The organism is Lentzea sp. NPDC059081, assembly GCF_042738015.1.
In the GTDB taxonomy this organism is placed as follows: domain Bacteria; phylum Actinomycetota; class Actinomycetes; order Mycobacteriales; family Pseudonocardiaceae; genus Lentzea.
Map to the genome: position 1 here is coordinate 56,442 of NZ_JBHYGW010000007.1, position 23,654 is coordinate 80,095.

Here is a 23,654-nt window from a genome sequence, read left to right on the forward strand (position 1 = left end):
CCACCAGGTGCGCGAGCGGCGTCACACCACGCCGCTCGCCACTGGTTGTGCGACCGCCTCCGAAATTGGGCACCCTGGACTGGTCAACTTTCGTCCAGATGTGGAGGATCGGTCGGTGACGCGCTCTGAGGACAGCAGCGGGCCCAGACCCGGCACGCCCTCGATCGGCGACGTGTTCTCCGAGGACCAGCTGGTCGGGCGGGACCTAGCCGCCGTCGACTGGGCCGCGACGCCGCTCGGTCCGCCGGAGGGGTGGCCGCAGAGCCTGCACACGGCCGTCAGCATCCTGCTGTCGTCCCGGTTCTCCATGTGGCTCGCGTGGGGGCCGGAGCTGACGTTCTTCTGCAACAACGCCTATCGGCTCAACACGCTGGCCCGCAAGTACCCGTGGGCGCTGGGTCGTCCGGCGCACGAGGTGTGGGAGGAGATCTGGGAGGACATCGGTCCCAGGGTCGACAGCGTGCTCGCGACCGGGCAGGCGACCTGGGACGAGGCGCTGCGGCTGTTCGTGGAGCGGTCCGGGTACTCGGAGGAGAGCTACCACACCTTCTCCTACAGCCCGTTGCGCGACGAGAGCGGCGCCGTGGCGGGGATGCTGTGCGTGGTCAGCGAGGAGACCGACCGGGTTATCGGTGAGCGGCGCATGGCCACCCTGCGCGACCTCGGCTCGGACCCGAGCCTGGCGCGCGACGAGCAGGACGTGCTGGCGTTCGCCTGCGCGCAGCTCGATCGCAACCAGCGGGACCTGCCGTTCACCATCACCTACGTCTTCGCGGACGGTCACGCCCGGCTGGCCGGCGCCACCGGCATCGTGCCCGGTCACGAGGCGGCGCCGCCGAGCGTGTGGCCGGAGGACGAGGACTCGGTGTGGCCGGTGGCGGCGGCGAAGCGGGGCGAGACCGTCCTGGTCGACCTCGACGGCCGCACCGGGCTGCCCACGGGCGCCTGGGAGAAGCCTCCCGTGCAGGCTCTGGTGGTCCCGCTGCAACGCCCCGGCGGCTCGCCCTACGGGTTCCTGGTCGCGGGTCTCAACCGGCACCGCGAGTTCGACGACGGCTACCGCGGGTTCGTCGAGCTCGTGGCGGGGACGATGGCCTCGGGCATCGCGGGCGCCCGCGACTTCCGGGCCCAGCGGCGGCGGGCCGAGGAGCTCGCCGAGCTCGACCGCGCCAAGACCGCGTTCTTCTCCAACATCAGCCACGAGTTCCGCACCCCGCTCACGCTGATCATGGGTCCCGTCGGCGACCTGCGGGACCGGCTCGCCCAGGACGACCCGCAGGCGGCGCAGGAGCTGGAGGTCATCCACCGCAACGGCCAGCGGCTCGGCAAGCTGGTGAACACGCTGCTCGACTTCTCCCGGCTCGAAGCCGGCCGCATGCAGGCGAACTACCAGCCGGTCGAGCTGGCGACGGTCACCGCCGAGCTCGCGAGCGTCTTCCGGTCCGCGGTCGAGAAGGCAGGGCTGCGCTTCGACATCGACTGCCCGCCGCTGCCCGAACCGGTCTACGTCGATCCCGGGCTGTGGGAGAAGGTCGTCCTCAACCTGCTGAGCAACGCGCTCAAGTTCACCGTCGAGGGGTCGGTCGGCGTGACCGTGCGGGCCGGTGCCGGCCGAGCGGTCGTGACGGTGGCCGACACCGGGGTCGGCGTGCCGGAACACGAGATCCCCCGGCTGTTCGAGCGCTTCCACCGCATCGAGCACACCTGGTCGCGGTCGAAGGAGGGCAGCGGCATCGGGCTCGCGCTCGTGCAGGAGCTGGTGGGCCTGCACGGCGGCGTCGTCCACGTCCGCAGCACCGAGGGCGAGGGCACGAGCTTCGTCATCGAGCTGCCGTTCGGCACCGCGCACCTGCCCGCGGACGCGCTGTCGCAGGCGCCCGTGCTCCCCGCGCCGTCGGAGATCGCCGTCCCCTACGTGCAGGAGGCGCTGCGGTGGCTGCCGGACCCCGGCCTCACCGTCGACGACCTGCTGCTCAGCTCGACCGCCGGTGCCGCGCCCGAGGTGCCGGCCACCGTGCTGGTCGCCGACGACAACGCCGACATGCGCGAGTACCTCACCCGGCTGCTGGTCAGGGCCGGGTACGAGGTCCGCACGGTCACCGACGGCATCGCGGCGCTGGAGACGGCCCGCACGGACCCGCCCGACCTGGTCGTGAGCGACGTGATGATGCCGCGCATGGACGGGTTGTCGCTGGTCACGGCATTGCGCGCCGATCCGCGCACGATGTCGGTGCCGGTGCTGCTGTTGTCCGCGCGCGCCGGGCAGGAGGCGTCCGGCGAGGGCCTGCGAGCCGGCGCCGACGACTACCTGGTCAAGCCGTTCGCGGCCGCCGACCTGCTGGCGCGGGTGCGGGCCAACGTGGACCTCTTCCGGTTGCGCGGCCAGCACGCCCGCTGGCGGGACGCGCTGATCGAGTCGTTGCAGGAGGCGTTCTTCGTCTGCGACGACGACGGCGCGGTCGTCGAGGTCAACGCCGCGTTCACGGACATCCTCGGCTACGGGCCGGAGGACCTGCCCCTGCCCGCGCCGCACCCGTGGTGGCCCGACGAGCAGACCGATCCCGAGGCGCGCAAGCAGTTCGCGGACGCGTTCCAGGCGCGGTCGGGACGCGACCAGCTCGCCCAGACCCTCCAGGTCACGCACCGCGACGGCCGGCGGCTGTGGATCAGCGCGCTGATGAACCCCGCGCGCGACCCGGACAGCGGCCGCACGATGACGGTGGGCACGTTCCGCGACGTCACGGCCGAGCACCACGCCCGCAGGCGGGAGACGGCGCTCGCGGAGATGAGCGTGCGGCTGTCCCGCGCGACGAGCACGTCGGAGTCGCTGGCCGGCGCGCTCGACCAGCTGCGGGCCCTGTGGCGCACCGAGGTCGTGGCCGTGGTCTTCGGCCTGCACGAGTCGCCGCGGGTCACCAGCGCCGCCGGTGACCTCTCGTGGGACGCCCTGCCGGAGGGCCAGCGCGCGACGCTCACCGCGCTGACGGACCACCCCGCGCTCATCCCGGTCTTCGTGGGCGACGGCAGCACGGCGGTCACCGTCGAGCACCCGGACGGGCCGATGGTGCTGTGGCTGCGTCTCGGCGAGGGCCACCAGTTCACCGAGCAGGACGAGCTGCTGCTGTCGTTGCTGGCCGGTCACCTCGCCCAGGGCCTGTCCCGCGCACGGCAGATCGACCAGCAGCGCGAGACGGCGCTGGCGTTGCAACGCGCCATCCTCGGCCCGTCGCACCTGCCGGGCGGCTTCGCGGTGCGCTACGAACCGGCGGCGCGGCCGTTGGAGGTCGGCGGCGACTGGTACGACACGTTCCCGTTGCCGGACGGGCGGATCGGCATCGTCGTCGGCGACTGCGTGGGCCGCGGGCTCACCGCCGCCGCCGTGATGGGTCAGCTGCGCAGTGCGTGCCGCGCGTTGCTGCTGCAGGAGATCGGGCCCGCACGCGCTCTCATGACGCTCGACCAGTTCGCCGCCGGAGTGCCCGGTGCCCTGTGCACCACGGTGTTCTGCGGTGTCCTCGACCCCGACACCGGGCACCTGACCTACTCGAGCGCCGGGCACCCGCCCGCGATCCTGGCGCTGGCCGACGGCACCACCCAGCTGCTCGAAGGTGGCCGGTCGATCCCGCTCGCGGTCAAGCTGGGCGTGCTGCGCACGGAGGCGGAGTGCACGCTGCCGCCGCGGTCCACGCTGCTCACCTACACCGACGGCCTCGTCGAACGGCGCCGCAGCTCGTTGACCGAGGGCATCGAGAAGGCCGCGCGCGCCGTCCAGGAGGGACGGGCCGACGGGCTGGAGGACCTCGCCGGGCAGATCATGACCGCGCTCTCCCCCGCCGGCGGCTACGACGACGACGTCGCCCTGCTGATGTACCGGCACCCGGCGCCGCTGGACATGACGTTCCCCGCGGAGCCCGGCCAGCTGCACAGCGCCCGCCGCACGCTGCGCGGCTGGCTGCGGCAGTGCGGGTTCTCGACGGGGCGCGCCCAGAGCGTCCTGCTCGCGGTCGGCGAGGCGTGCGCGAACGCCATCGAGCACGCCTACGACGACACCAGGCGCCAGAACGTGCGCATCCGGCTGGAGACGTCGGGCGTAGCGGGGCTGCTCGCGACCGTCGCCGACACCGGCACGTGGAAGACTCCGGTCGTCGACCCCACCGCCCGGCGCGGCCGGGGTACGAAGATCATGCAGACGATGATGGACGACGTCGCCATCATCCCCGACCCCACCGGTACGACCGTGACGATGCAGGTGATCATTTCCCGATGACGACTCCGCTGACCTTGACCAAGACCACGGACGAGCAGGGCAGGTCCGTCGTCACCGCCGTGGGCGAGATCGACCTCAGCAACAGCGACGCGTTCGCGGCCGCCCTCGAGGACACCACCGGCCCGCTGGTCGTCGACCTCACCGAGGTGACCTACGTCGACAGCGCCGGGATGAGCGTGCTGTTCATCCACTCCGAACGCGCGGAGCTCGTCGTCACGCCGCTGCTCGCGCCGATCATCGAGGTGTCGGGCCTCACCTCGATGGCGACGGTCCGCGGGATGGAGTAGCGACCGCGGTCAGCGCCTCGGCGGTGAGCGCGACGATCCTCTCCTGCGCCTCGGCCCTGGAGACCGTCGGCTCGCCGTCGCCCGGTTGGTCGCCGTAGTCGCCGAAGAACGCGTGCACCGCACCGGGGACCTGCTCGAACCGGGTGTCCGCCGGCAGGAGCTTCTTCGAGTCCGCGACGTCCTGCGGCGTGGTGAAGCCGTCCTTCTCGCCGTGGATCGACCACGCGGTGAGGTCCCGGCGGCCGGACAGGTCGTCGACCGGGTACGACGCCCACAGCACGAGACCGCGGATCCCGTTGTCGGACAAGGCTTCCTGCGCGGCGGCGACACCGCCCAGCGAGTGGCCGCCGACCGCCCACACCGGCACGTCGGGATGTTCGGCGCGTAGATCGGCCGTGTCCGAGCCGAGGAGCGCGATGTCGAGCGGTTCCTTGACCACCACGACGAGGAACCCCTGCTGGGCGACCCGGTCGAGCAGTTTCAGGTAGGCGCGGTAGTCCACGCGAGCGCCGGGGTGGAACACCAGGCCGGCTTTCGGCTCCCCCGGTGGCCGGAGCACGGTCTCGTCGCCCGGCGGGTCCGTGGCCCCGAACGGCTGCAGGTACACCAGCGGCGCGATGAGGACGACGGCGAGCACCACCGCGAGCCACGTGGGCGCGCGGAAAGCGGCGATGCCGACGAGCACGACCACGCCGAGCAGCACGAGGTGGGCGGGGTGGCCGTGGACCAGCGGCCCCCAGCCCAGGACCAGCAGGACGACCGGCGCCAGCACGCACAGCGCCGCCGGGACCCGCCTCACGAGCGGACCGCGTTCGTGATCCTGACACCGGCCCAGACGAGCAGGGCGAGCACCGCCACCAGCAGGTACTCGATCAACGGGATGCGGACCACCTCGTCGATCCTGCCGAACCCGCGCCAGGAGTACACGCCGAGCGCCGCGACCACGAACGCGCCGCCGATCCACCACCGTGCCGCCGTGCTCAGCCCGACGCCGTGCATCTGGGTGAGCACGAAGATCGCCACGAAGCCGAAGAAGAACATCGGCCACGCACCGCCCGGACCGGAGTTCATCACCGCGACCAGCGTTCCGTGCACGGCGACGAGCAGTTCGAGGGTCAGCGTCCACCAGCGGTTCGTGTGTGCGGTGGTGAACATCAGACTGCTCTGCACCAGCAGCAGGAACATGTAGAAGAACCCGATCAGGTGCCCGCTCGTGGACTCCATCGGGTGGTACCAGAAGGTGTAGATCGCGGCCCAGCTGAACAGGTAGCCGTGGTACCGGCGGGCGAAGGCGACGACCTGGGCGGAGATCGGCGCGGACCAGGTGAGGACCAGGCCGCGGCGGCGGTTCTCCATCAGCAGGACCACCACGAGCAGCAGGACGACCGAACCCTGCGAGCTGAAGATGGAGACGTCCTGGGCCAGACCGTCGTAGAACACCTGCGTCTGCAGCGCGTGCAGCCCGATGAAGGCGGCGTTCGCGGCGAGCGCCACGACGTTGAGCCGATGCAGGCCGGTGGTGTAGCGGCGGACGTGCCGCTGGGCGTAGTAGATGAGGCCCCACGACACGAGCTGGTGCGCGGCGTAGCCCACCCAGGCGGACGCCCTGGTCCAGAAGGTGGGGTCCGGGAGCTTCCAGTAGTACCAGGACGCCCCCTGGTCGGGCAGCAGAGTGACGTCGAGCCGTTGCCCGAGCAGCCACACCAGGCCGGTGAGCAGCGCGCTCGCCACCACTCCCCAGCCCAGGACCGCGTTCTTCGACCGCCGCACATCGTTCAGCACGCTGAGCATTATGCAGATGTTCAGCTCGCTGAACAAACCTTGCCCGCCGTCGCGCACCCCGCTACGTTCAGTCGACTGAACAATTTCAGGAGGACCCCGCGGTGGCCCGATATCTGTTGCGCGTCAACGGTGAACGATACGAGGTGGACGTCGACGGCGACACTCCCCTGCTGTGGGTGTTGCGCGACGAGCTCGGTCTGACAGGCGTCAAGTACGGGTGCGGAGTCGGTGTCTGCGGCGCCTGCACGTCCCATGTGGACGGTGCGGCCGCGCGGCCCTGCGTGCGCACGACGGCGGACAGCGTCCGCACCCGGATCACGACGGTCGAGGGCCTGTCCCGGGACGGGAACCACCCGGTGCAGCGCGCGTGGCGGGAGCTCGACGTGGCGCAGTGCGGGTACTGCCAGCCGGGGCAGGTGATGGCGGCGGCCGCGTTGCTGGCCCGCGACCCGGACCCGGACGACGCGGCGATCGAGGAAGCGTTGCGGGACAACGTGTGCCGGTGCGGGTCGTACCCGCGCATCCGCGCGGCGGTGCGCAGGGCCAGCCGGATCATCCGGGAGGAGCGGTGATCAGCCGGCGGACGTTGTTGCGCGGGGCGGGAGCCGGCGCGCTGGTCGTGGCGATCCCGGTGCCCGCCCTCGCCGCCGAGGGCTTCACCCCCAACGTCTTCGTGCGGCTGGACGACCAGGGCCGCGTCACGGCGACCGCGCCCCGGCCCGACACCGGTCAGGGCGTGCGCACGGTGGTGGCGCTGATGGTCGCCGAGGAGCTGGCGGTCGGGGTCGGTGACGTGGCTGTGGAACAGGCGCACGGCGACACCGAGCGGTTCGGGTCGCAGTCGGTGGCCAACTCGTCGTCCGTCCGGCAGCTGGCCACCCCGATCCGCACGGCCGCCGCGACCGCGCGCTGCCTGCTCGTCGCCGCTGCCGCGCAACGCTGGGGCGTGCCGGTCGCCGAGTGCTCCGCGCGGGACGGCGCCGTCTGCCACCCGCGCCGCGGCAGGCTGCCGTACCGGGCGCTCGTGCGCGGTGCCGCAGCTTTGGACCCCGCGACCGTGCCCGTCGCGCTCACTCCGCCGGAGAAGTGGCGGCTGCTGGGCAAGACCCGGAGCGGCCGGGTCGACGCGCGTGACATCGTCACCGGACGCACGCGCTACGGCATCGACTCGCGACCGCCGGGTGGATTCGTCGCGGTGGTGGCACGGCCGCCGTGGCTCGGTGCGGTTCCCTCGACCATCGACGACACGGCAGCGCGCGCTCTGCCCGGAGTCGTCGACGTGGTGACGTTGACCGCGCCCGCCGACGGTCAGGGCGGTGTGGCCGTCGTCGCGCGGTCGACGCACCAGGCGATGAAGGGCCGTGACGCCTTGCGCGTCACGTGGAGCGGTGGCACTCCCACGGCCGATAGCCGCACGTGGCTCGCCGACCTGGTCGCCGCGCTGCCCGCGCAGGCACCGATCGAAGGGTTCCAGCGGGTGTTCCAGATGCCGTTGCTCGCGCACGCCCCGATGGAACCGATGAACGCCACGGCGCACGTGCGTCCGGACGGCGTGACGGTGTGGGCGCCGACGCAGGATCCCGGTGGGTTGCGCACGCAGTTGGCCCGTCAGCTCGGTGTGCCCGCCACGGCCGTACGCGTCGAGACTGCGGCATCGGGCGGTGCGTTCGGACGCCGTATCGAGCCCGACCCGGTGCTTGAGGCCGTGGCGTGCTCACGGAAGGTGGGCGCGCCCGTGCAGGTGTTGTGGACACGGGCGGACGACACGCGCAACGACTCCTACCGGCCTATGTCCGTGCATCGGATGAGTGCGGAGATCGGCCCGGACGGCAGGCCTGTGCGGCGTGCGCACGAGGTCGTGACGTGGCCGCTGACCGTGCTGCCGTTCTTCAACAACCCGGCGCTGATCAAGGCCAGCGGCGACCACTTCCCCTACACCGTACCGGGCGACGTCACGGTCGCCGTGCGGCCGGCGCCGTTGCGGACGGGGTTCTGGCGGTCCGTCTACGCCGGCCAGTTCCTCTACGCCGAGGAGTGCTTCCTCAGCGAGATCGGAGCACGGGCCGGACTCGACCAGATCGCGCTGCGCAAGTCGCTGCTGCCCGCCGGCTCACGCCTGCACCGCTTGCTCGACACCGTCACCGGACCGTGGAACTCGATGCGCGGCGCCGCACGAGGTGTGGCATGCCACGAGGACTACGGCTCGGCTATCGCTGTGGTGGTTGCGGTGGACGTGGCCACCCGCCGAGTGCTGCGCGTGCACACGGCCGTGGACGTCGGTGTGGCACTGCACCCCTCGGGCGTGCGCGCGCAGGTCGAGGGTTGCGTATCCGACGCGGTGTCCACTGTGCTCGGTGCGCAGATCACCGTCCGGGAGGGCCGGGTCGCGGAGTCGTCGTTCGGCGATTACAGGTGGGCCCGCAACGGCCAGGTCCCGGACGTCGACGTCACGATCGTGCAGTCCGACGCACCGCTCGGCGGCCTCGGCGAGCTCGCCTATCCCCCGGCCGCCGCGGCCATCGCGTCCGCACTGGCGAACGGCGGCCCGGTCACCGGCATGCCGTTCGGGACCGACGTGGGGTGAGCGCGGAGGTCTGGGATGATGGGGCCGTGGCCGAGGGAGACGAGCTGGCGGTGGTGCACCGCCCCGACCAGGTGGGCGCCGACGTGGCCTCCTGGCCGACCGGCAGGCTCCTGTCGGTCGCGGCCCGCGTCGTGGAGAAGCGCTTCGAGGACTTCCTGGCGGGCCGCGGCCTCACCCACGCGGGCATGATCACGCTGCACCACCTCGCCGACGGCCCCCGCTCGCAGCGGGAGCTGGCGGTGCTGTGCCGCGTGACCGACCAGACCATGAGCCGCACCATCGAGCACCTGGAGCGCGGCGGCCACGTGGTGCGCAGCCAGGACCCGAAGGACCGCAGGCGAATCTCGGTGAAGCTCACCCCGCCCGGCCGCCGCGCCCTGGCCGCCGCGCGCCGGGAGGAACGCGAGTCGGACACGCTGCTGGGCGCGGTGGACGACTACGAGCACTTCCGGCAGCAGCTGATCGCGCTGATCGCGGCGGCCGGCGGCTGACGAACCGGGCGCAGACGCCGCGGCCGTGAGGCGGCGGAGGTCGGGACGCGCCGCTCGTCCGGTCGCCGCCACGCCACCGGACAGGAACACCGGACGACAGCGACGTGTCCGGCAGCCATGTCACCCCACCAGTCACGCCACCCCGGCAGCCACGTGTCGGAGCCGCGCCACGCCGCCGCGTCAGCCCCGCAGCCGTTCCGCCGCCAGCCTCCCCGAGATCAGCACCGGCGGGATCCCCACCCCCGGCGTCGTCCCGCTGCCCGCCAGCACCACGTTCCCGTCGCGGAACGGCAGGTTCCCCGGCCGGAACGGACCGGTCTGCGCGAAGGTGTGCGCAGCCGAGAACGGTGTGCCCGCCGCCTGGCCGTCGCGCGCCCAGTCGTCCGGCGTCACCACCGCGAGCGGTTCGGCGTCCACGAGCAGCTTGCGGGCGTTCATCTCCTCGACCAGCTCCGCGGCGTAGCGCGCGGCGAACGTGTCCCAGCGCAGCGGTGCGGTGTCGAGGTTCGGGCACGGTGCCAGCAGGTACTGCAGGTGCCTGCCCTCCGGCGCGAGCGCGGGGTCGGTCAGCGACGGAGTGGTGAGCAGCAGCGACGGGTCGCTCATCAGCGTGCCCTGGCGGATGATCTCGTCGAACGTGCCGTCCCACTTCTCGCCGAACGAGATCGTGTGGTGCGCCAGGTCGTCCGCGACGTGCTTCGAGCTGAGGTGCACGACGACCGCGGACGGCGACCAGCGCAGTGGCACGGCACGGCGTGGGCGGCCGTGCAGCAGCCGGGTGCTCTGGGCGGGGCCGGTGGCCAGGACGACGGCGTCGCAGGGGAACCGGCCCACCGAGCTCACCACGGCGTTGACCCGGTTGCCGACCCGTTCGAGCGAGGAGACCTCGGTCCCGTACACGAACTCCACACCGGCGGCAGCGGCGGCGTCGGCCAGCGACTGCGGCACGGCGCGCATGCCACCGCGTGGGAACCACACGCCCGCGATGGTGTCCATGTAGGAGATGACGGCGTACGCGGCGAGGGCGTCGCGTGGGGCGACACCGGCGTACAAGGCCTGGAAGGTGAAGACGCGCCGCAGCCGGTCGTCGTGCAGGAACTTGCCGACGGCCCGGCCGAGCGAGCCGAACCCGCCCAGCCGGGTGAGCCGGAGCAGGTCAGGACCGACGAGGTCGAACGGCGAGTCGAAGCTCGCGCCGATGAACTTGTCGCGCTCGACCTCGTAGAGCGAGGTGAGCCACGCGCGGAGGTCGCGGTAGCCCTGCGCCTCACGACCGCCCGCGAAGTCGTACACGGCCTGTTCCATGCGGTCCGCGTCCGTGTGCACGTCCAACGCGCTGCCGTCGGCGAACGACGCGCGGTAGGCGGGGTGCAACGGGAGCAACTCCAGGAAGTCCGACCGCCGCGCGCCGACGGCGGCGAAGGCGTCGTCGAGCAGTTCGGGCATCGTCAGGACGGTCGGGCCCGTGTCGATGCGGTGGCCGTCGATGTCGAGACGGCCGGCGAGCCCGCCGGGATGCGGGTGTCGTTCGAGGACGGTCACCTCGTGGCCTGCGCCGCGCAGGTGCAGCGCCGCCGACAACCCCGAGAGCCCCGCTCCCACCACGACCACACGGTCCGTGCGGCCCTTCACCACGTGCACCACTGCAAGGTCTCCCGGTCAGGTCGTGCGCGCCACGGCGCGGTTGGCGAGGCTCGTCAGCGCGGCGCGCGCCTCGTCGTCGATCACGGCTCGGTCCAGCGCCGCCAGCCCGGAGGCCGCCAGGCCGTCGATGTGCTCCTCGACGGCGGCGACGGCGCCGAGCTCCACCAGCAACGATCGCACCTCGTCCACCGTGCGGTCGCTGACGGCCCCGGTCTCCAGGCACCGCCGCAGCAGCCGCTGGGCAGCGGGCCGGTCCTGCGCGCGGGACAGGGCGATCGACATCAACGGCGTCCGCTTGCCCTCCCGCAGGTCCTCCCCCACGGGCTTGCCGGTGAGCGACGAGTCGCCGAAGACGCCCATGAGGTCGTCGCGCAGCTGGAACGCCACGCCGATGTCGTGCCCGTACGCCCGCAGGCTGTCCACGACGTCGTCGGTCGCGCCCGCGAGCGCCGCGCCGAGGTGCAGCGGCCGTTCGACGGTGTAGGCGGCGGTCTTGAGCGCCGCCACCCGCACGGCGTGCTCCAGCGACTCCTCGCGGCGGGCCACGGCCAGCAGGTCGAGGTGCTGGCCCATGATCATCTCGGTGCGCATCGCCTGCCACGGCCCCCAGGCGCGGGTCAGCGCGTCGGCGGGCAGGCCGGCCGTCACGAGCGCGTCGTCGGCCCACGCCAGGGCGAGGTCGCCGACCAGGACGGCCGCCGAGTCGCCGTACTGGCGCGCGCTGCCGGCCCACCGCCGGTGCCGGTGCCGGGCCGCGAACGACTCGTGCACCGAGGGCTTGCCGCGCCGGGTCGCCGAGCGGTCCATCACGTCGTCGTGCACGAGCGCGCAGCACTGCAGCAGCTCCAGCGCGACCATGGCCCGCACGATGGCGTCGACGCCGGCCGATCCCCCGGCCGCGCGCCAGCCCCACCACGCGAACGTGGGCCTGATCCTCTTGCCACCGGCCAGGATCAGCCCGCGCAGCTCGGCGGCCAGCTCGGGCGCGAGGTCCTGCCTCGCGCTCAGGAAGTCGTGCAGGGCGTCGTCGAGGAGGACCCGGAAGTCGTCCACGTGCGACGGGCGAGCGTCCACGCTGGTCAGCAGCGACATCGGCGTTCCCTCGGGAGTTGGCGGGAGTTCGATGGGTCGAGCTAAACAGCGGCTCGGGAGGTCTGCATGATGAATGCCGCCGTTGTGCGGAGTTAAACGCGCGGTCTTAGCGTGGAGGGACCATCTCCGCGAAAGGACCGCTGATGTCGGCTGAGCGCGAACTGGACGCCGCGGGTATCACCGCCCCGGCGTTGCGCGACGCGTACCGGCGCTGCCGTGAGCTCAACGCCCTGCACGGCCGTACCTATTACCTGGCAACGAGGTTGCTCAGCGCGGAGCAACGACCCGCCGTCCACGCGTTGTACGGGTTCGCCCGGTGGGTCGACGACGTGGTGGACGACGTCCACAGTGGACTCGACGACAAGGCCGCCGCGCTCGGGGCGATCGACGCCCGGCTGCAGGCCGCGCTGGCGGCCGGTGCGACGGACGACCCGGTGCTGGCGGCGTTGATCGACACCGTTCACCGCTACGACATCCCGTTGCAGCACTTCCAGGACTTCATGGCGTCGATGCGGATGGACCTCACGGTCACCGACTACGCCACGTACGAGGACCTCGGGAAGTACGTCCACGGGTCCGCGGCGGTGATCGGCCTGCAGGTCCTGCCGGTGCTCGGCACCAGCGTGCCCAGGCAGGAGGCCGAACCCGCCGCCGCGGCGCTCGGCGTCGCCTTCCAGCTCACCAATTTCATCCGCGACGTCGGCGAGGACCTCGACCGCGGCCGGGTCTACCTGCCCGCCGACGAGCTGGCGGAGCACGGCGTCGACCGCGAACGCCTGATGCACGCGCGGGCGCAGGGACACGCCGACCCGCAGGTCCGTGCGGCCTTGCGCGACCAGGTCCGGCGCGCGCGTGACGTGTACACGCGGGCATGGCCGGGCATCGAGATGCTCGCGCCCCGGTCACGTCCGTGCGTGCTCACCGCCTACCGGCTCTACGGCCGCATTCTCGACCTGGTGGAGAGCGCGGACTGCGACGTGCTGTCACGCCGGGTCGTCGTGTCGAACGGCAGGCGGCTCGCGGTCGCGCTGCCGGCGCTGGCGAGGGCGGTGTTCGCCCGTGCCGCCTGAGAAGAAGACTTCCCTGCGTGACCGGATTCCGCTGCGGATCTACTCGAGCCCGCCGTGGCGCGACCAGCGGCCGACGTGGCAGGACGCGAAACCCGCGCTGATCGAGGCGGCCCTGAAGCGGGCCACCGCGCGCCCGTCCGGGAACTGGTTCGTCGCGGGTGCCAGCAGGGACGTCGTCAAGGGCAAGCCGTGCGGACGGACCATCGCCGGCCAGGAGGTCGTGCTGTGGCGCGGCCCGCACGGCGTGCTGATGGCGGGCTCCGGCTCGTGCCCGCACCTGGGTGCGCCGCTGTGCGACGGGGCCGTGGCCGAGGGCAAGCTGATCTGCCGCTGGCACGGGCTCGCCCTGGAGGGCAAGCGGTTCGGCGCGTGGACGCCCTACCCCGCGCACGACGACGGCGTGCTCGTGTGGGTGCGTCTCGACCAGGTGGGCGGCGAGGAGCCGCTGGACGCCCCGGTGCTGCCCGAACGGCCCCCGGCGGGCTCGATCGACGCCGTGGCGACACTGATCGGCCGCTGCGACCCGGAGGACGTGGTCGCGAACCGGCTCGACCCGTGGCACGGCGCGTGGTTCCACCCGTACTCGTTCGCCAACCTGCACGTCCTGGAGACGCCGACCGAGACCGAGGACCGCTTCCTGGTCGAGGTGACGTTCCGGCTGGCCGGGAAGGTCGGGGTGCCGGTGCTCGCCGCGTTCAGCTGCCCCGAGCCGCGCACGGTCGTGATGCACATCGTCGAGGGCGAGGGCGAGGGCAGCGTCGTCGAGACGCACGCGACCCCGATCAGCGACGGCAGGACGGCCGTCGTCGAGGCCACCATCGCGCACTCGGACCGGCGCGGGTTCGCGCTGGCCAGGCCCGCGGCGGGAGCGCTGCGGCCGGTGATGAAGTGGGCGGCGGCGCGGCTGTGGCGCGACGACCTGGCCTACGCCGAGCGCCGGTACGCGCTGCGGCGGACCGGGCGGTTCCCCGACTGAGGGTCCACCGACCGGCTGACGCGCCGCGGCTCCGCTGTGAGCTGCGGCGCGTTTCGTTTCGGCCCCGATGCAAACACCCAGCTCAGGCCTATTCCACGTGCCCGTGCGTCGACTTGCGTCGATTCTGAGTCGATTTTACGATGGGTCTCCCACCGTGGTCGTCTCAGCAGAGGACGTGCGTCATGCCCGAGTTGTCCCGCCTGCCCCAACCGGTCGCGGAAGAGTGGGACTGGCAGCTGCGCGGCCTCTGCCGCGGTATGGACAGCGCCTACTTCTTCCACACGCCCAACGAACGCGGATCCGCCCGTGACCAGCGCGAAGCCGCGGCGAAGGCCATCTGCCAGCGCTGCCCGGTCATGGAGAGGTGCCGCTCGCACGCACTGGAGGTCCACGAGACCTTCGGCATCTGGGGAGGGCTCGGTGAGAGCGAGCTGCGGGCCATCCTCGCGAAGCGAGCCCGCCGGTCGTGACCTACACGCCGCGCGCCGTCGCGGGCATGCTCGGGATCTCCCCCACGACGCTGAGGACGTGGGACCACCGCTACGGACTGGGCCCCTCCGGCCGCACCGAGGGCGGTCACCGGCGCTACGAGCAGGCGGACGTCCAGGTGCTGCGCCGCATGGTCGTGCTGACCGGCCAGGGGGTGGCCGCCGCGGCCGCCGCCGTGCTGGCGCGCCAGGAACCCGCGCCGCGAGCGAGCACCCCGATCGGTGACGACGGATCCCGGCGCGCGCAGCGGACCTTCCTCGCCGCGGCGGAACGACTCGACGAACCCGTGATGCTCGACCTCGCCGCGAAGCTCATCGCCGACCACGGTGTGGTGTCCGCGTGGGACTCTGTGTTCGTGCCGTGCCTCGTGCGCCTCGGCGAGCAGGTCGCCGCTACCGGGCAGGGCGTGGAGGTCGAGCACATGGCGAGCGGCAGCGTCGTCCAGACGTTGCGCGACGTGCCTCGGGCGAACGGTCCCGGCCCGCTCGCCGCACTGCTGTCGTGCGCGCCGGACGAGCAGCACGTGCTCGCACTGGAGGCGCTCGGGGCGGCGCTGTCCGAGGTGGACTGCCAGTGGCGCGGCCTCGGGGCACGGGTGCCGGCCGACGCGCTGCGCGACGCGGTGACCCGGCTGCGCCCCGCCGTCGTGCTGATCTGGGCGCACCGGCCCGACCTCGCCGAACAGGTGCCGCTCACCGAGCTCGGCACCCTGTCGATCGCCGTGGCCGGACCCGGCTGGGAGGGTCTGCCGCTACCGCCGTTCGTGCACCGGCCCGCCAGCCTGACCGACGCGGTCAGGCTGGTCCTCGACCACGTCTAGACAGTCCTCCACCGGCGTGCGGCGGAACGCAGCAACGGCACACGGCCTTCCGTCGGCACGCTCCACAGCTCGGTCCCCGCGACCCCCCACCGGCCCAGCAGGTGGTTGGCCGCCGCGAACCCCGTGGTCGCCGCGCGTTCCATGAGCGCCACCGGCAGGTCGATGCGCACGAGGTCGCCCGCCACCACCACGAACTCGTCGGGCGTGGTCACCCCCGGCCTGCCCGCGTAGCCGCCCGCCGGGAACAGCGGGCAGTCCTCGCGCAGCTCGTGCCGTTCGTCCACCACCCCGGCGCGTTTGGTCTCCGGGAAGACCTCGGTGAGCTGGTGCCACAACCGTTCACGCGCCGACTGCTCGTCCACATCGGACGGCAGCGCGTAGCCGTGCAGCTCGACGACGGAACCGCCGGTGCGCGCCGCCCACGCCCGTGCCTCGTGCTCGTAGTGGTCGAGCACGCTGATGTTGTCGAGCAGGTCGTGCCCGCCCGTGCCGAGGAATCCGGGCCGGTCCGGGTCGACCGGCGTGTCCAGCCAGTACCGCGACACCAGGAACCGCGGCGCCGTCTCCAGCTCACCGACCTGTCGGCGCCACGCGGCGTCCGCGAGCGACGGCGAGGCCCCGACCAGCGACCGCAGGCCGGGGACGTCCGCGGCGAGCACCACGGCGTCGGCCTCGATCGCGCCGTCGCCGATGGTGACGGAGAACCGCTTCTCCTCCCCCGGCAGCACGGACTTGACCTCCACACCGGTGCACACCGTCGCCCCGAGCGAGGCGAGGTGGCGGCCCAGCGGCTCCCACAGGCCGTGCGGGAACGGGTCGGCGGCCACGTCGAAGAGCAGGCCCTCGTCGGAGCCGAGGAAGTAGATGTGGAACATCACCGCGAGCTCGGCCGCCGACATCCGCGTCGGGTGCGCGAAGAAGCTCCGGGAGAACACCTCGAACGCCAGCGCGTGCGCGGCCTCCGGGAAGCGGATCCGCTCCAGGTAGGTCGCCGCGTCGATGCCGTCGAGCTCCTCGTAGATCCTCGGCACCGACACGTCGAGCAACGACAACGCGGCGCGCGCGTTGACCTGCGGCAGGTCGCTCCAGCGGAACGTCGGGCTGCTGCGCAGGAACGCCAGCGCGTTCCACGGCACGGCCGTCGGCAGCCCCGCGAAGCTGTCCCGGTGGCCCGAGGCGTGCTGCAACGGGTAGTCGGGCAGGCCCACCAGCGCACGACCCGCCGGGTCGACGCGCTTCAGCAACGCCCTCAGGTTGTAGTACTGCCGGAAGAACGCGTGGAAGCCGCGCGTCATCGTGGCCTCGCTGCCGTCGGCGAGCCGGGTGCTCCAGCCGCCGACCCGGCCGCCGAGGTAGTCCTCCCGCTCGCACAACACGACCCGCGCGCCGCGTTCGGCCAGCAACGTCGCCGCGGAGAGTCCCGCGATGCCGCCGCCCACCACGGCGACCACGGGCGCGTCCCCGGTGAAGTGCGCCTTCCCTGCCGGAGCCGGGATCCGCACCGCCCTGCGATCCCTCACCGCTGCTCCCGCTCCGGTGCCACCCCGAGGAACGTGTGCACGACGCCGAGCTGCAGGCCCGGCACCGGCGCACTGCGCACACCGGTGAAACCGTTGCGCCGCAAGCGGTCCCGCAACGCCGTGGCGCCGTCGAAGTCCATCACGCTGCGCCACAGGTAGGTGTAGAGCGACCGGTCCCCCGTCGCCAGCCACCCCGCCGGCACGATGAACGAGCACAACGCCGTCCACACCGCCGTGTCGACGACCGAGTCGCGCACCGAGTACTCGTGCAGCACCAGCCGCCCGCCGGGCTTGAGGAACTCCCGCACGCGGCGCAGGGTCGCGTCCGGCTCGGGCAGGTTGCGCACCAGGTAGGCGGCGAACACCGCGTCGAACCGGCCCTCGTCCACGTCCTCGGCCCGGCTGTGCACGAACCTCACCGAGTCGGGCCAGCGCTTGCGCCGCGCCTGCTCCAGCATGCCTTCGGAGGCGTCCACCGCCACGATCTCCACCCCCGGCGCGGCCGCGACCAGCGCCGCCGTGGACGCACCCGTGCCGCAGCCGAGGTCGAGCACCCGCATGCCGGGCTTGAGCCGCAACGCCCCCGCCGAGCGGCGCAACGCCTGGTGGTAGCCCGGGTTGAGGCCGACGAGGAAGTCGTAGCCGCGAGCGGCCCTGTCGAACTTCCCCGGTACCTCGAGCTTGTTCACGTTCGCATCAACCGACCTCACAGGACGACCGTATGGGCGGCACGGCGACTCCGCACGACAGGCGGCTGTCCGAACTGGATCGTCGCGATGCACGGCACCACGACCGTCACACGCCTTCTTCCTTCGAGACCGCGTAGTAGGCGTCGACCGTGTCGCCGTCGATGCCCACGAACGCGTCCACCCACGCCGCCGCCGCACGCACCAGCACGTGCAGCACGTCGAACCCCTGCCCCTGCGCCAGCACCCGCAGCACGGCCACGACCCGCCGGTCGTCGGCACAGGCCAGGCCGCTGAGCAGCTCCGAGGCGGCCGCGACCGCGAGGTCGTCCGCCGGGGTGTCCGGGACGGTCACCGGGATGCGCGCGGACGCGCCGAGCGCGCCGCAGGGAACGCCCCGCAGCAGGATCGACGCGCACGTGTCGACCGCGACCATCCTCCCCTGGTCGTCCAGGGCCAGCGTCCGCACCGCCTCGGCGGCCCACGGGTGGTCCCGCCGGTTCACCGCCCCTATCGCCGCCAGGGTCAGGTTCCTGGCCTGCACGTCGTCGAGCCGCTCCATCGACGGCCTGTCTCCTCTCCAGTCGTCCCCCGACCGGATCGCGCCCCCGCGCACCTGTGTCGCCACAACACCGTCAATGGTCAAACGACCCCTGTGGCCGTGCATGACGACCGGAGCGCAGTTCACCCGTCCGCAGCAACGGACACGGGTGACGGCGGCATCTCGACCACCGGGTGGGGCAGGCCCGCTCGCCTGAACGGGCCAGGGGCGGCCGTTCGTGGTGAACGACCGCCCCCGTGTCACGTGCCCGTCACGGGCGCCAGACCGTGCCGCGCCGCTCGTACTCCATCTGCGCCTCGACCCGGTGGGCGATCCCGGCCCCGAGGAACCGCTCGACGAGCCACAGCGCGACGTCCAGCCCCGACGTGATCCCGCCGCCGGTGATCAGGTCGCCGTCGTCGACCACGCGCGCGTCGACCACCGTCGCGCCCTGCGCGGCGAGGTCGGCCTTCGCGGCGTGGTGCGTGGTCGCGTTGCGGCCCTTGGTGATCCCCGCGGCGGACAGCACCATCGTGCCGGTGCAGATGCCCACCGGCAGCGCCTCCGCGGCGGCCAGCCTGGCGAGGAAGTCCGCGTCCTGCACGACCTTCCGCACACCGGAGCCGTCGTCGCGGTTGTACCCGCCGCCGGGCATCACGACGACGTCGGCGGCGTGCGCGGACCACCCGTGCGCCACGTCGATCTCCGTGCCGAACGCGCACCGGACCCTGCCCGGCTCGCCGGTGGTCACCAGCGTCGTCTCGAGAGCACCACCGGACGCCCGGCTCGCCTGCCCCAGCACCTCGACGGCCGCGACGAAGTCCATCTCCTCGACCCCGTCGAAGACGACGACCTGCACCCGCAACGGGCTTTCCGCCGAGGCGAGAAATCCTTGTTCCACCAGTACTTCCCCATGTCCCTTCGAGCATTGCGCCGGGTGTCAGCGTAGGTCGCCCGGAGTTCGGGGCCGCGCTCAGTCCGCCGTCCGCCGCGACGGGATCACCAGGACGACGGACAGCACGACGGTGAGCCCCAGCGCGAGCACGTTCAGCACCTGGTCACGCGGCTCGTACATGTGCAGCATCGTCAGGTGGTACACGAAGTGCAGGACGTTGAACACCAGCAGCGCCGCACCCACCAGCCGCACCACGACCTGCCGGCGCGCGTACGCCAGCGCCGCGAGGCTCAGCACGGCGAACGCCAGGTAGGCCGCCCCGACGTCCTTCGCCAGGTGCTCGTTGTAGGGACCGAGCTGCGGCAGCCACCGCAACCCGAACCCCGGGAAGTGCGCGTACCAGGACCCGGTGGCGAAGTAGGCGAAGATCCCCACGTACACCGACGTGAGCCCGATGACCGCGAGGCTGATCCGGTCCAAGAGCAGTTTCATAACCGGTGGACGAGCACGCGCGCGCGTTCGTGACAGCTACCGCTGTGACGCCCGCCGCAACATCGGCGTCGCCCACGCCAGCGCCACCCCGGACGCCAGCACCACGACACCGGCCGCCAGCCCCGCCCGCGGATCACCCGCGGCCACCGACACCGCCCCCGCGAGCACCGCGCCGAGCGGCTGACCAGCACCCCACGCGAGCATCCTGCCGGTCGTGTTCACGCGCGACTGCAACTCCTCCGGACACACCAGCTGCCGGTAGGTGATGCCGTTGACGACCACCGTCGCCCCGGCGGCACTCCAGTAGACCAACGCGGCGGCCGCGACCAGCCAGTGCCCGCTCAGCAGCACCAACACCCCGCCGAGCAACGACAACGGCAACGCCCCCAACGCCACCCTCGCGTGCCCCCAGCGCCGCGTCAGCCGGGGCAGCGCCCGCGCCGCCACGATCGCGCCGATCCCCCAGCAGCTGAACAGCACGGCCAGCCGGAAGTCCCCGTGCGACGCCACCCCCAGCACCTTGTCGGCGTACGGCACCAGCACGGCCACCCACGCCCCGCTCGACACCGAATGGGCCGCCCCGACGAGCGTCAACGTCCGGATGACCGGTTCGTCCCACAGGAACCGCAACCCCTCCCGCACGTCCGCCAGCAGCACCCCGGCCCCTTGCACCGGCCGCGGGTTCGCCAGGCTGCTCGTGATGGCGCGCAACAACAACGCCGACCCGACCCCGGTCAACGCGTTGACCGCCAACAGGGTCGCCGGCGCGATGACCGCCACGAGCACGCCCGTCACCCCGGGCACGACGAGCTCCACGACCGTCGTACGTCCCCAGAGCGTCGAGTAGGCGACGGTCAGCCGCTCCTTGCCCACCAGCGCGGGCAACGCCCCGAAGTTGGCTGCGTCGAAGAACACGAACGCCGTCTGCGTCGCGAACGCCACGACCACCACGTGCGGCGCCGTCAACGCCCCGGCCAGCCAGGCCAGCGGCACGGTCGCCAGCACGCCGGCGACGGTGAAGTCCAGCGCCACCATCATCTTCCGCCGGTCGAGCCGGTCCGCCAGCGCGCCCGCGAGGAGGCCGAAGACCAGGTACGGCAGGGCTTCGGCGGCGGTCACGGCCGAGGTCCAGCCCGCGGAGCCGGTCAGGCGGTAGACGAGGACGGGGAGGGCGACCGCGGAGATGACGGCGCCGGTGACGGAGAGGACTCTGGCGTTGAGGTAGCGGCGGAAGTCGCGGTCGGCGGTCTCCGTTCCGCCGAGGTGGGTGGCAGTGGTGGCGCGCGGATTTTCCAGGCCGGACGCGGTGTCCTCCACACCGTCGAGGTCACGTTCGGGCGCGGTGCGACGATCGGTGTCCCCCATGTCGTGAGCGTAGGTGTCTTTCAGCGGTGCGGGGCGGCGAAATCCGCGCGACGGTTGCTTTCGGTCAACACTGAAATTATAGGGAAGAACGCGGCTGGGCCGTGACGGGTGGGCCCAGCCGCGTTCAGGTCCGGTCGGGTCAGTTCAGCACGCAGAGCAGCGAACAGGCCTTCGCGGACGACCAGTCGCTGTACGTCCAGCCGGCACCGACCGGCTTGTACTTCGCCTTGGCCTTGTTCACCAAGGGGAACAGCGACAGCAGTGCGTAGGTCGAGCAGTGCACCACCTTCGACTCACCGGGCTGCAGCGCGAACGGCCCGGTCTGGCAGGACGGTTCCACGTCGTCGACGACGGAGGCGTCCGTGATGGCGATCGGACCGTTGTTGGTCACGGTGACACGCCAGTACGCGGTCGCGGACAGCACGCCGAGCACGCCCACGGGCGCTTCCTTCACCCACGGTCCGGTGCCGCCCGCCTTGCAGTTCGACGGCGTGTACGAGCCGCAGATCTCCTTCTTCACCACCACGTTCGGCAGGCAGGCCGAGCCGGGGGCGACCTGGCGGGTGACGGTGTTCGACGTGAGGGTGCCCGTCGGGTCCGTCGCGCCGGCCGTGTTGGCCACCGAGCTCACCGGGCAGTCGGCGGAGATCGTGGTGCGGAAGCACATCTGCGGCGGGTCGCCGGTGAACTCCACGACCAGGGACGGCTGGTTGCCGCCGCCGAAGTCGGCCGTGTTGTTCAGCACCAGGGACGCCGTGACGGTCAGCGAGGTGGCGGAGGCGCCGCTCAGGTCGACCGTGCCGTCGGGGGCGAAACCCGTGGTGGGGACGGGGTTCCCGCCCTGGTCGACGACCGTGACGGTGGACGCGCCGAGGTTCACGTTCGCCGGGGTCACGCCGACGAGACGCGCCTTGCCGTACGTGGTCGCGTGCGGCTTGCCGTCGCAGTAGAACTGCGCCGGGGTGAGCGACACGGAGGCGCCGCTGCGGACGCAGGGCGACGCCCCCGTGTCAGGATCCATCGAGAACAGCACGCCCGCGTCGCCCAGGCCGACCAGGCAGCCGGTGGGCGGGTCGTAGGCGTAGCCGTAGTCCCTCGTCACGCCGTTGTTGGCGGTCGGGTGCGTGATGCGCGACGGCACGCCGGCGCACGACGCACCGGTGCTCCAGTCGTGGCACACGGTCGCGCCCGCGTACGGGCCGCCCCAGACCGGCAGGTAGCTGCGCACGCGGTTCCCGGTGCGGACCACCTCCGGGTTGAAGACCAGCACGCCGTTCTCCAGCCCGGCCGGGGAGACGGGCGCGGGCAACGACGACCCGTCGACCGCGTAGCAGGTGGTGACGTTGACGCCGGTCGTGCTCACGCACACCCCGGCCTCCGCACCCGTTGTGCTGTAGGCGGTGTAGGCGTTGTAGGTGTAGTTGCCGAACGGCCCGACCGGCTTCGCGGCGGCCCAGCCGGAGCACGCGGCCGCGGTGGCCGGGTCGAAGCAGCCGAGGGTGGGCACGGTGCCGCCGGGCGTGGACGACGACGCGAACAGCTTGCCCGCGACGACGGTGAGCGCGCCGAGGTAGTAGCCGCCGTTGTTGCTGAGCGGCACGATCGGCGCGTACGGCTGGTTCGCGCACGCGCTCTGCGTGGACATCGTCCAGCACACCACGTGGCCGGAGGTCGCCACGCCGTAGACGTTCCCGCCGATCTGGACGAGCCCGGCCATCTCGAACGTCTGCGCGCTCCGGTTCATCAGCGGCCAGTACCCGCAGTTGCCGGGCGCGGCGAGGTCGAGGCAGCCGACGCCGATCGAGGTGGTGGTGTTCACCGAGTAGTAGACGTGGGCCGGGTTCTCCGGGTCGCGGACGTACTGCGGTTCGAGCGGGCTCGCGATGTCGCCGGTGTTGCCCGCGCCGAACGGCCCCGGGGTCGTGTTGAGCGGCTTCGGCCAGGGGCCACCCGCGCACGGGGAGTTGGTGGCGATGTCGGTGCACACCAGCTTCGGCGCCGCGGCGGCCGCGTGGTGGTAGACGTTCCACGCCTGCAGGCGCCCGTCCGCGGTGCGGTGCAGGATCGGCGTGAAGCCGTCACCGCCGGTCGAGCTCGCGCTGGGCTGGACGGGCGGCGTGAGCAGGTTGACCCGCGCGGTGCCGCTGTTGCGCACGTCCGGGTTCGTGGCGGTCACGGTCGGGCCCTCGGTGCCGGTCCAGCCCGGTGGCACCTGCAGCGAGCCGGGGACCAGGGACTGGCCGGCTCCGATCGTGTCGGTGATGGTGGCGGTGCCGTTGGCACCGCTCGAGTAGGACACGACCCAGGTGGCCGTGTCTCCGTGGGAGGCGGGGTCGGACACGCCCTGCACGGACTTGGTGAGGGTGGAGACGGGTGGCTGGGCGGACACGGGGGCGGCGGCGGTGAGTGCGCTGCCCGCGAGCACGGTCGCCAGCGCCACTGCCGGCAGACGTCTTCGCACGAGCAGATCCCTTCGGCGATGGGATTCGGAACAGAGCGCCGACGCTAAGGACCTGCGAGGACGTCCACAGGACCCCTCACTCTCGTGCACACGATGTCTGCCCCATCAGACCAGCGCGCCGCCGTGGAACAGGTGATCCGGCAAGTGGTTTCCACATCGGACCCGAATGGAAGTTCACCTGTTCGCCCATCG

Annotated in this window: 20 protein-coding genes; 9 read left to right on the forward strand and 11 right to left on the reverse strand. The window is 72.3% G+C overall.

Annotation, left to right across the window (positions count from 1 at the left end):
• Positions 1-115 precede the first annotated feature (115 nt).
• Positions 116-4,267 carry a SpoIIE family protein phosphatase gene (locus tag ACFWV3_RS17905; RefSeq protein ID WP_382412413.1) on the forward strand — a complete coding sequence of 1,384 codons (4,152 nt, stop codon included), beginning with the start codon at positions 116-118 and terminating at the stop codon, positions 4,265-4,267.
• Complete coding sequence (locus ACFWV3_RS17910) at positions 4,264-4,554, forward strand: STAS domain-containing protein (RefSeq protein WP_382412414.1); 291 nt, start codon at positions 4,264-4,266, stop codon at positions 4,552-4,554. The genes ACFWV3_RS17905 and ACFWV3_RS17910 overlap by 4 nt, the downstream gene beginning before the upstream one ends.
• Here the strand turns inward: ACFWV3_RS17910 and ACFWV3_RS17915 are convergent.
• Together ACFWV3_RS17915 and ACFWV3_RS17920 are read right to left on the reverse strand one after the other, a co-directional pair.
• Positions 4,520-5,353, reverse strand: a complete 834-nt coding sequence (locus tag ACFWV3_RS17915; RefSeq protein ID WP_382412416.1) for an alpha/beta hydrolase — start codon at positions 5,351-5,353, stop codon at positions 4,520-4,522. The genes ACFWV3_RS17910 and ACFWV3_RS17915 overlap by 35 nt on opposite strands.
• Entirely contained in the window at positions 5,350-6,336 is a 987-nt protein-coding gene (locus ACFWV3_RS17920) for a hypothetical protein (protein WP_382412418.1), read from the reverse strand. The genes ACFWV3_RS17915 and ACFWV3_RS17920 overlap by 4 nt, the downstream gene beginning before the upstream one ends.
• Positions 6,337-6,437: 101 nt before the next feature.
• On the opposite strand from ACFWV3_RS17920, the gene ACFWV3_RS17925 reads away from it, so the two are divergent.
• The 3 genes from ACFWV3_RS17925 to ACFWV3_RS17935 are packed head-to-tail and all read left to right on the forward strand — an operon-like array spanning position 6,438 to position 9,411.
• Entirely contained in the window at positions 6,438-6,908 is a 471-nt protein-coding gene (locus ACFWV3_RS17925) for a (2Fe-2S)-binding protein (protein WP_382412419.1), read from the forward strand.
• Positions 6,905-8,920, forward strand: coding sequence for a molybdopterin cofactor-binding domain-containing protein (locus ACFWV3_RS17930; RefSeq protein ID WP_382412420.1), 2,016 nt, complete (start codon positions 6,905-6,907; stop codon positions 8,918-8,920). The genes ACFWV3_RS17925 and ACFWV3_RS17930 overlap by 4 nt, the downstream gene beginning before the upstream one ends.
• A gap of 26 nt (positions 8,921-8,946) precedes the next feature.
• Positions 8,947-9,411 (forward strand): MarR family winged helix-turn-helix transcriptional regulator, encoded by a 465-nt coding sequence (locus tag ACFWV3_RS17935; protein WP_382412421.1) that lies wholly within the window; start codon positions 8,947-8,949, stop codon positions 9,409-9,411.
• Positions 9,412-9,591: 180 nt separating this feature from the next.
• Here ACFWV3_RS17935 and crtI read toward each other — a convergent pair whose 3' ends face one another.
• Positions 9,592-11,052 carry a phytoene desaturase family protein gene (crtI, locus tag ACFWV3_RS17940; protein WP_382412422.1) on the reverse strand — a complete coding sequence of 487 codons (1,461 nt, stop codon included), beginning with the start codon at positions 11,050-11,052 and terminating at the stop codon, positions 9,592-9,594.
• An 18-nt stretch (positions 11,053-11,070) separates the two neighbouring features.
• Positions 11,071-12,147 (reverse strand): polyprenyl synthetase family protein, encoded by a 1,077-nt coding sequence (locus tag ACFWV3_RS17945; protein ID WP_382412423.1) that lies wholly within the window; start codon positions 12,145-12,147, stop codon positions 11,071-11,073.
• Between the two features lie 143 nt (positions 12,148-12,290).
• On the opposite strand from ACFWV3_RS17945, the gene ACFWV3_RS17950 reads away from it, so the two are divergent.
• The 4 genes from ACFWV3_RS17950 (at position 12,291) to ACFWV3_RS17965 (ending at position 15,502) form a co-directional block, all read left to right on the forward strand.
• A complete protein-coding gene (locus ACFWV3_RS17950; RefSeq protein WP_382412424.1) occupies positions 12,291-13,217 on the forward strand; it encodes a phytoene/squalene synthase family protein in 927 nt (308 codons plus the stop codon).
• Positions 13,207-14,193 carry a DUF5914 domain-containing protein gene (locus tag ACFWV3_RS17955; RefSeq protein ID WP_382412425.1) on the forward strand — a complete coding sequence of 329 codons (987 nt, stop codon included), beginning with the start codon at positions 13,207-13,209 and terminating at the stop codon, positions 14,191-14,193. Before ACFWV3_RS17950 ends, ACFWV3_RS17955 begins: the two co-directional genes overlap by 11 nt.
• A 182-nt stretch (positions 14,194-14,375) precedes the next feature.
• Entirely contained in the window at positions 14,376-14,663 is a 288-nt protein-coding gene (locus tag ACFWV3_RS17960) for a WhiB family transcriptional regulator (RefSeq protein ID WP_382412426.1), read from the forward strand.
• A complete protein-coding gene (locus ACFWV3_RS17965; RefSeq protein ID WP_382412427.1) occupies positions 14,660-15,502 on the forward strand; it encodes a MerR family transcriptional regulator in 843 nt (280 codons plus the stop codon). The genes ACFWV3_RS17960 and ACFWV3_RS17965 overlap by 4 nt, the downstream gene beginning before the upstream one ends.
• Here ACFWV3_RS17965 and ACFWV3_RS17970 read toward each other — a convergent pair.
• The 7 genes from ACFWV3_RS17970 to ACFWV3_RS18000 all read right to left on the reverse strand — a co-directional run bounded on the left by ACFWV3_RS17970 (position 15,499) and on the right by ACFWV3_RS18000 (position 23,462).
• Positions 15,499-17,022, reverse strand: a complete 1,524-nt coding sequence (locus ACFWV3_RS17970) for an FAD-dependent oxidoreductase (RefSeq protein WP_382412428.1) — start codon at positions 17,020-17,022, stop codon at positions 15,499-15,501. The two genes, ACFWV3_RS17965 and ACFWV3_RS17970, sit on opposite strands and share 4 nt — an antisense overlap.
• Positions 17,019-17,732 (reverse strand): class I SAM-dependent methyltransferase, encoded by a 714-nt coding sequence (locus ACFWV3_RS17975; protein ID WP_382412429.1) that lies wholly within the window; start codon positions 17,730-17,732, stop codon positions 17,019-17,021. The genes ACFWV3_RS17970 and ACFWV3_RS17975 overlap by 4 nt, the downstream gene beginning before the upstream one ends.
• Before the next feature lie 85 nt (positions 17,733-17,817).
• Positions 17,818-18,270 carry a hypothetical protein gene (locus ACFWV3_RS17980; protein ID WP_382412430.1) on the reverse strand — a complete coding sequence of 151 codons (453 nt, stop codon included), beginning with the start codon at positions 18,268-18,270 and terminating at the stop codon, positions 17,818-17,820.
• 250 nt (positions 18,271-18,520) lie between these two features.
• Positions 18,521-19,150, reverse strand: a complete 630-nt coding sequence (locus ACFWV3_RS17985) for a DJ-1/PfpI family protein (RefSeq protein WP_382412431.1) — start codon at positions 19,148-19,150, stop codon at positions 18,521-18,523.
• A gap of 72 nt (positions 19,151-19,222) precedes the next feature.
• Positions 19,223-19,636, reverse strand: a complete 414-nt coding sequence (locus ACFWV3_RS17990) for a hypothetical protein (protein ID WP_382412432.1) — start codon at positions 19,634-19,636, stop codon at positions 19,223-19,225.
• A 36-nt stretch (positions 19,637-19,672) separates the two neighbouring features.
• Complete coding sequence (locus ACFWV3_RS17995; protein WP_382412434.1) at positions 19,673-21,001, reverse strand: MFS transporter; 1,329 nt, start codon at positions 20,999-21,001, stop codon at positions 19,673-19,675.
• Positions 21,002-21,140: 139 nt separating this feature from the next.
• Positions 21,141-23,462 (reverse strand): hypothetical protein, encoded by a 2,322-nt coding sequence (locus ACFWV3_RS18000; protein ID WP_382412435.1) that lies wholly within the window; start codon positions 23,460-23,462, stop codon positions 21,141-21,143.
• Positions 23,463-23,654 lie beyond the last annotated feature (192 nt).

Excerpts from the sequence above, each read along its gene's own strand:
- ACFWV3_RS17950 (WP_382412424.1), top strand. The coding sequence starts at position 12,291 with ATGTCGGCTGAGCGCGAACTGGACGCCGCGGGTATCACCGCCCCGGCG.
- ACFWV3_RS17960 (WP_382412426.1), top strand. The coding sequence starts at position 14,376 with ATGCCCGAGTTGTCCCGCCTGCCCCAACCGGTCGCGGAAGAGTGGGAC.
- ACFWV3_RS17945 (WP_382412423.1), bottom strand. The coding sequence starts at position 12,147 with ATGTCGCTGCTGACCAGCGTGGACGCTCGCCCGTCGCACGTGGACGAC.
- ACFWV3_RS17910 (WP_382412414.1), top strand. The coding sequence starts at position 4,264 with ATGACGACTCCGCTGACCTTGACCAAGACCACGGACGAGCAGGGCAGG.
- ACFWV3_RS17980 (WP_382412430.1), bottom strand. The coding sequence starts at position 18,270 with ATGGAGCGGCTCGACGACGTGCAGGCCAGGAACCTGACCCTGGCGGCG.
- ACFWV3_RS17990 (WP_382412432.1), bottom strand. The coding sequence starts at position 19,636 with ATGAAACTGCTCTTGGACCGGATCAGCCTCGCGGTCATCGGGCTCACG.
- ACFWV3_RS17995 (WP_382412434.1), bottom strand. The coding sequence starts at position 21,001 with ATGGGGGACACCGATCGTCGCACCGCGCCCGAACGTGACCTCGACGGT.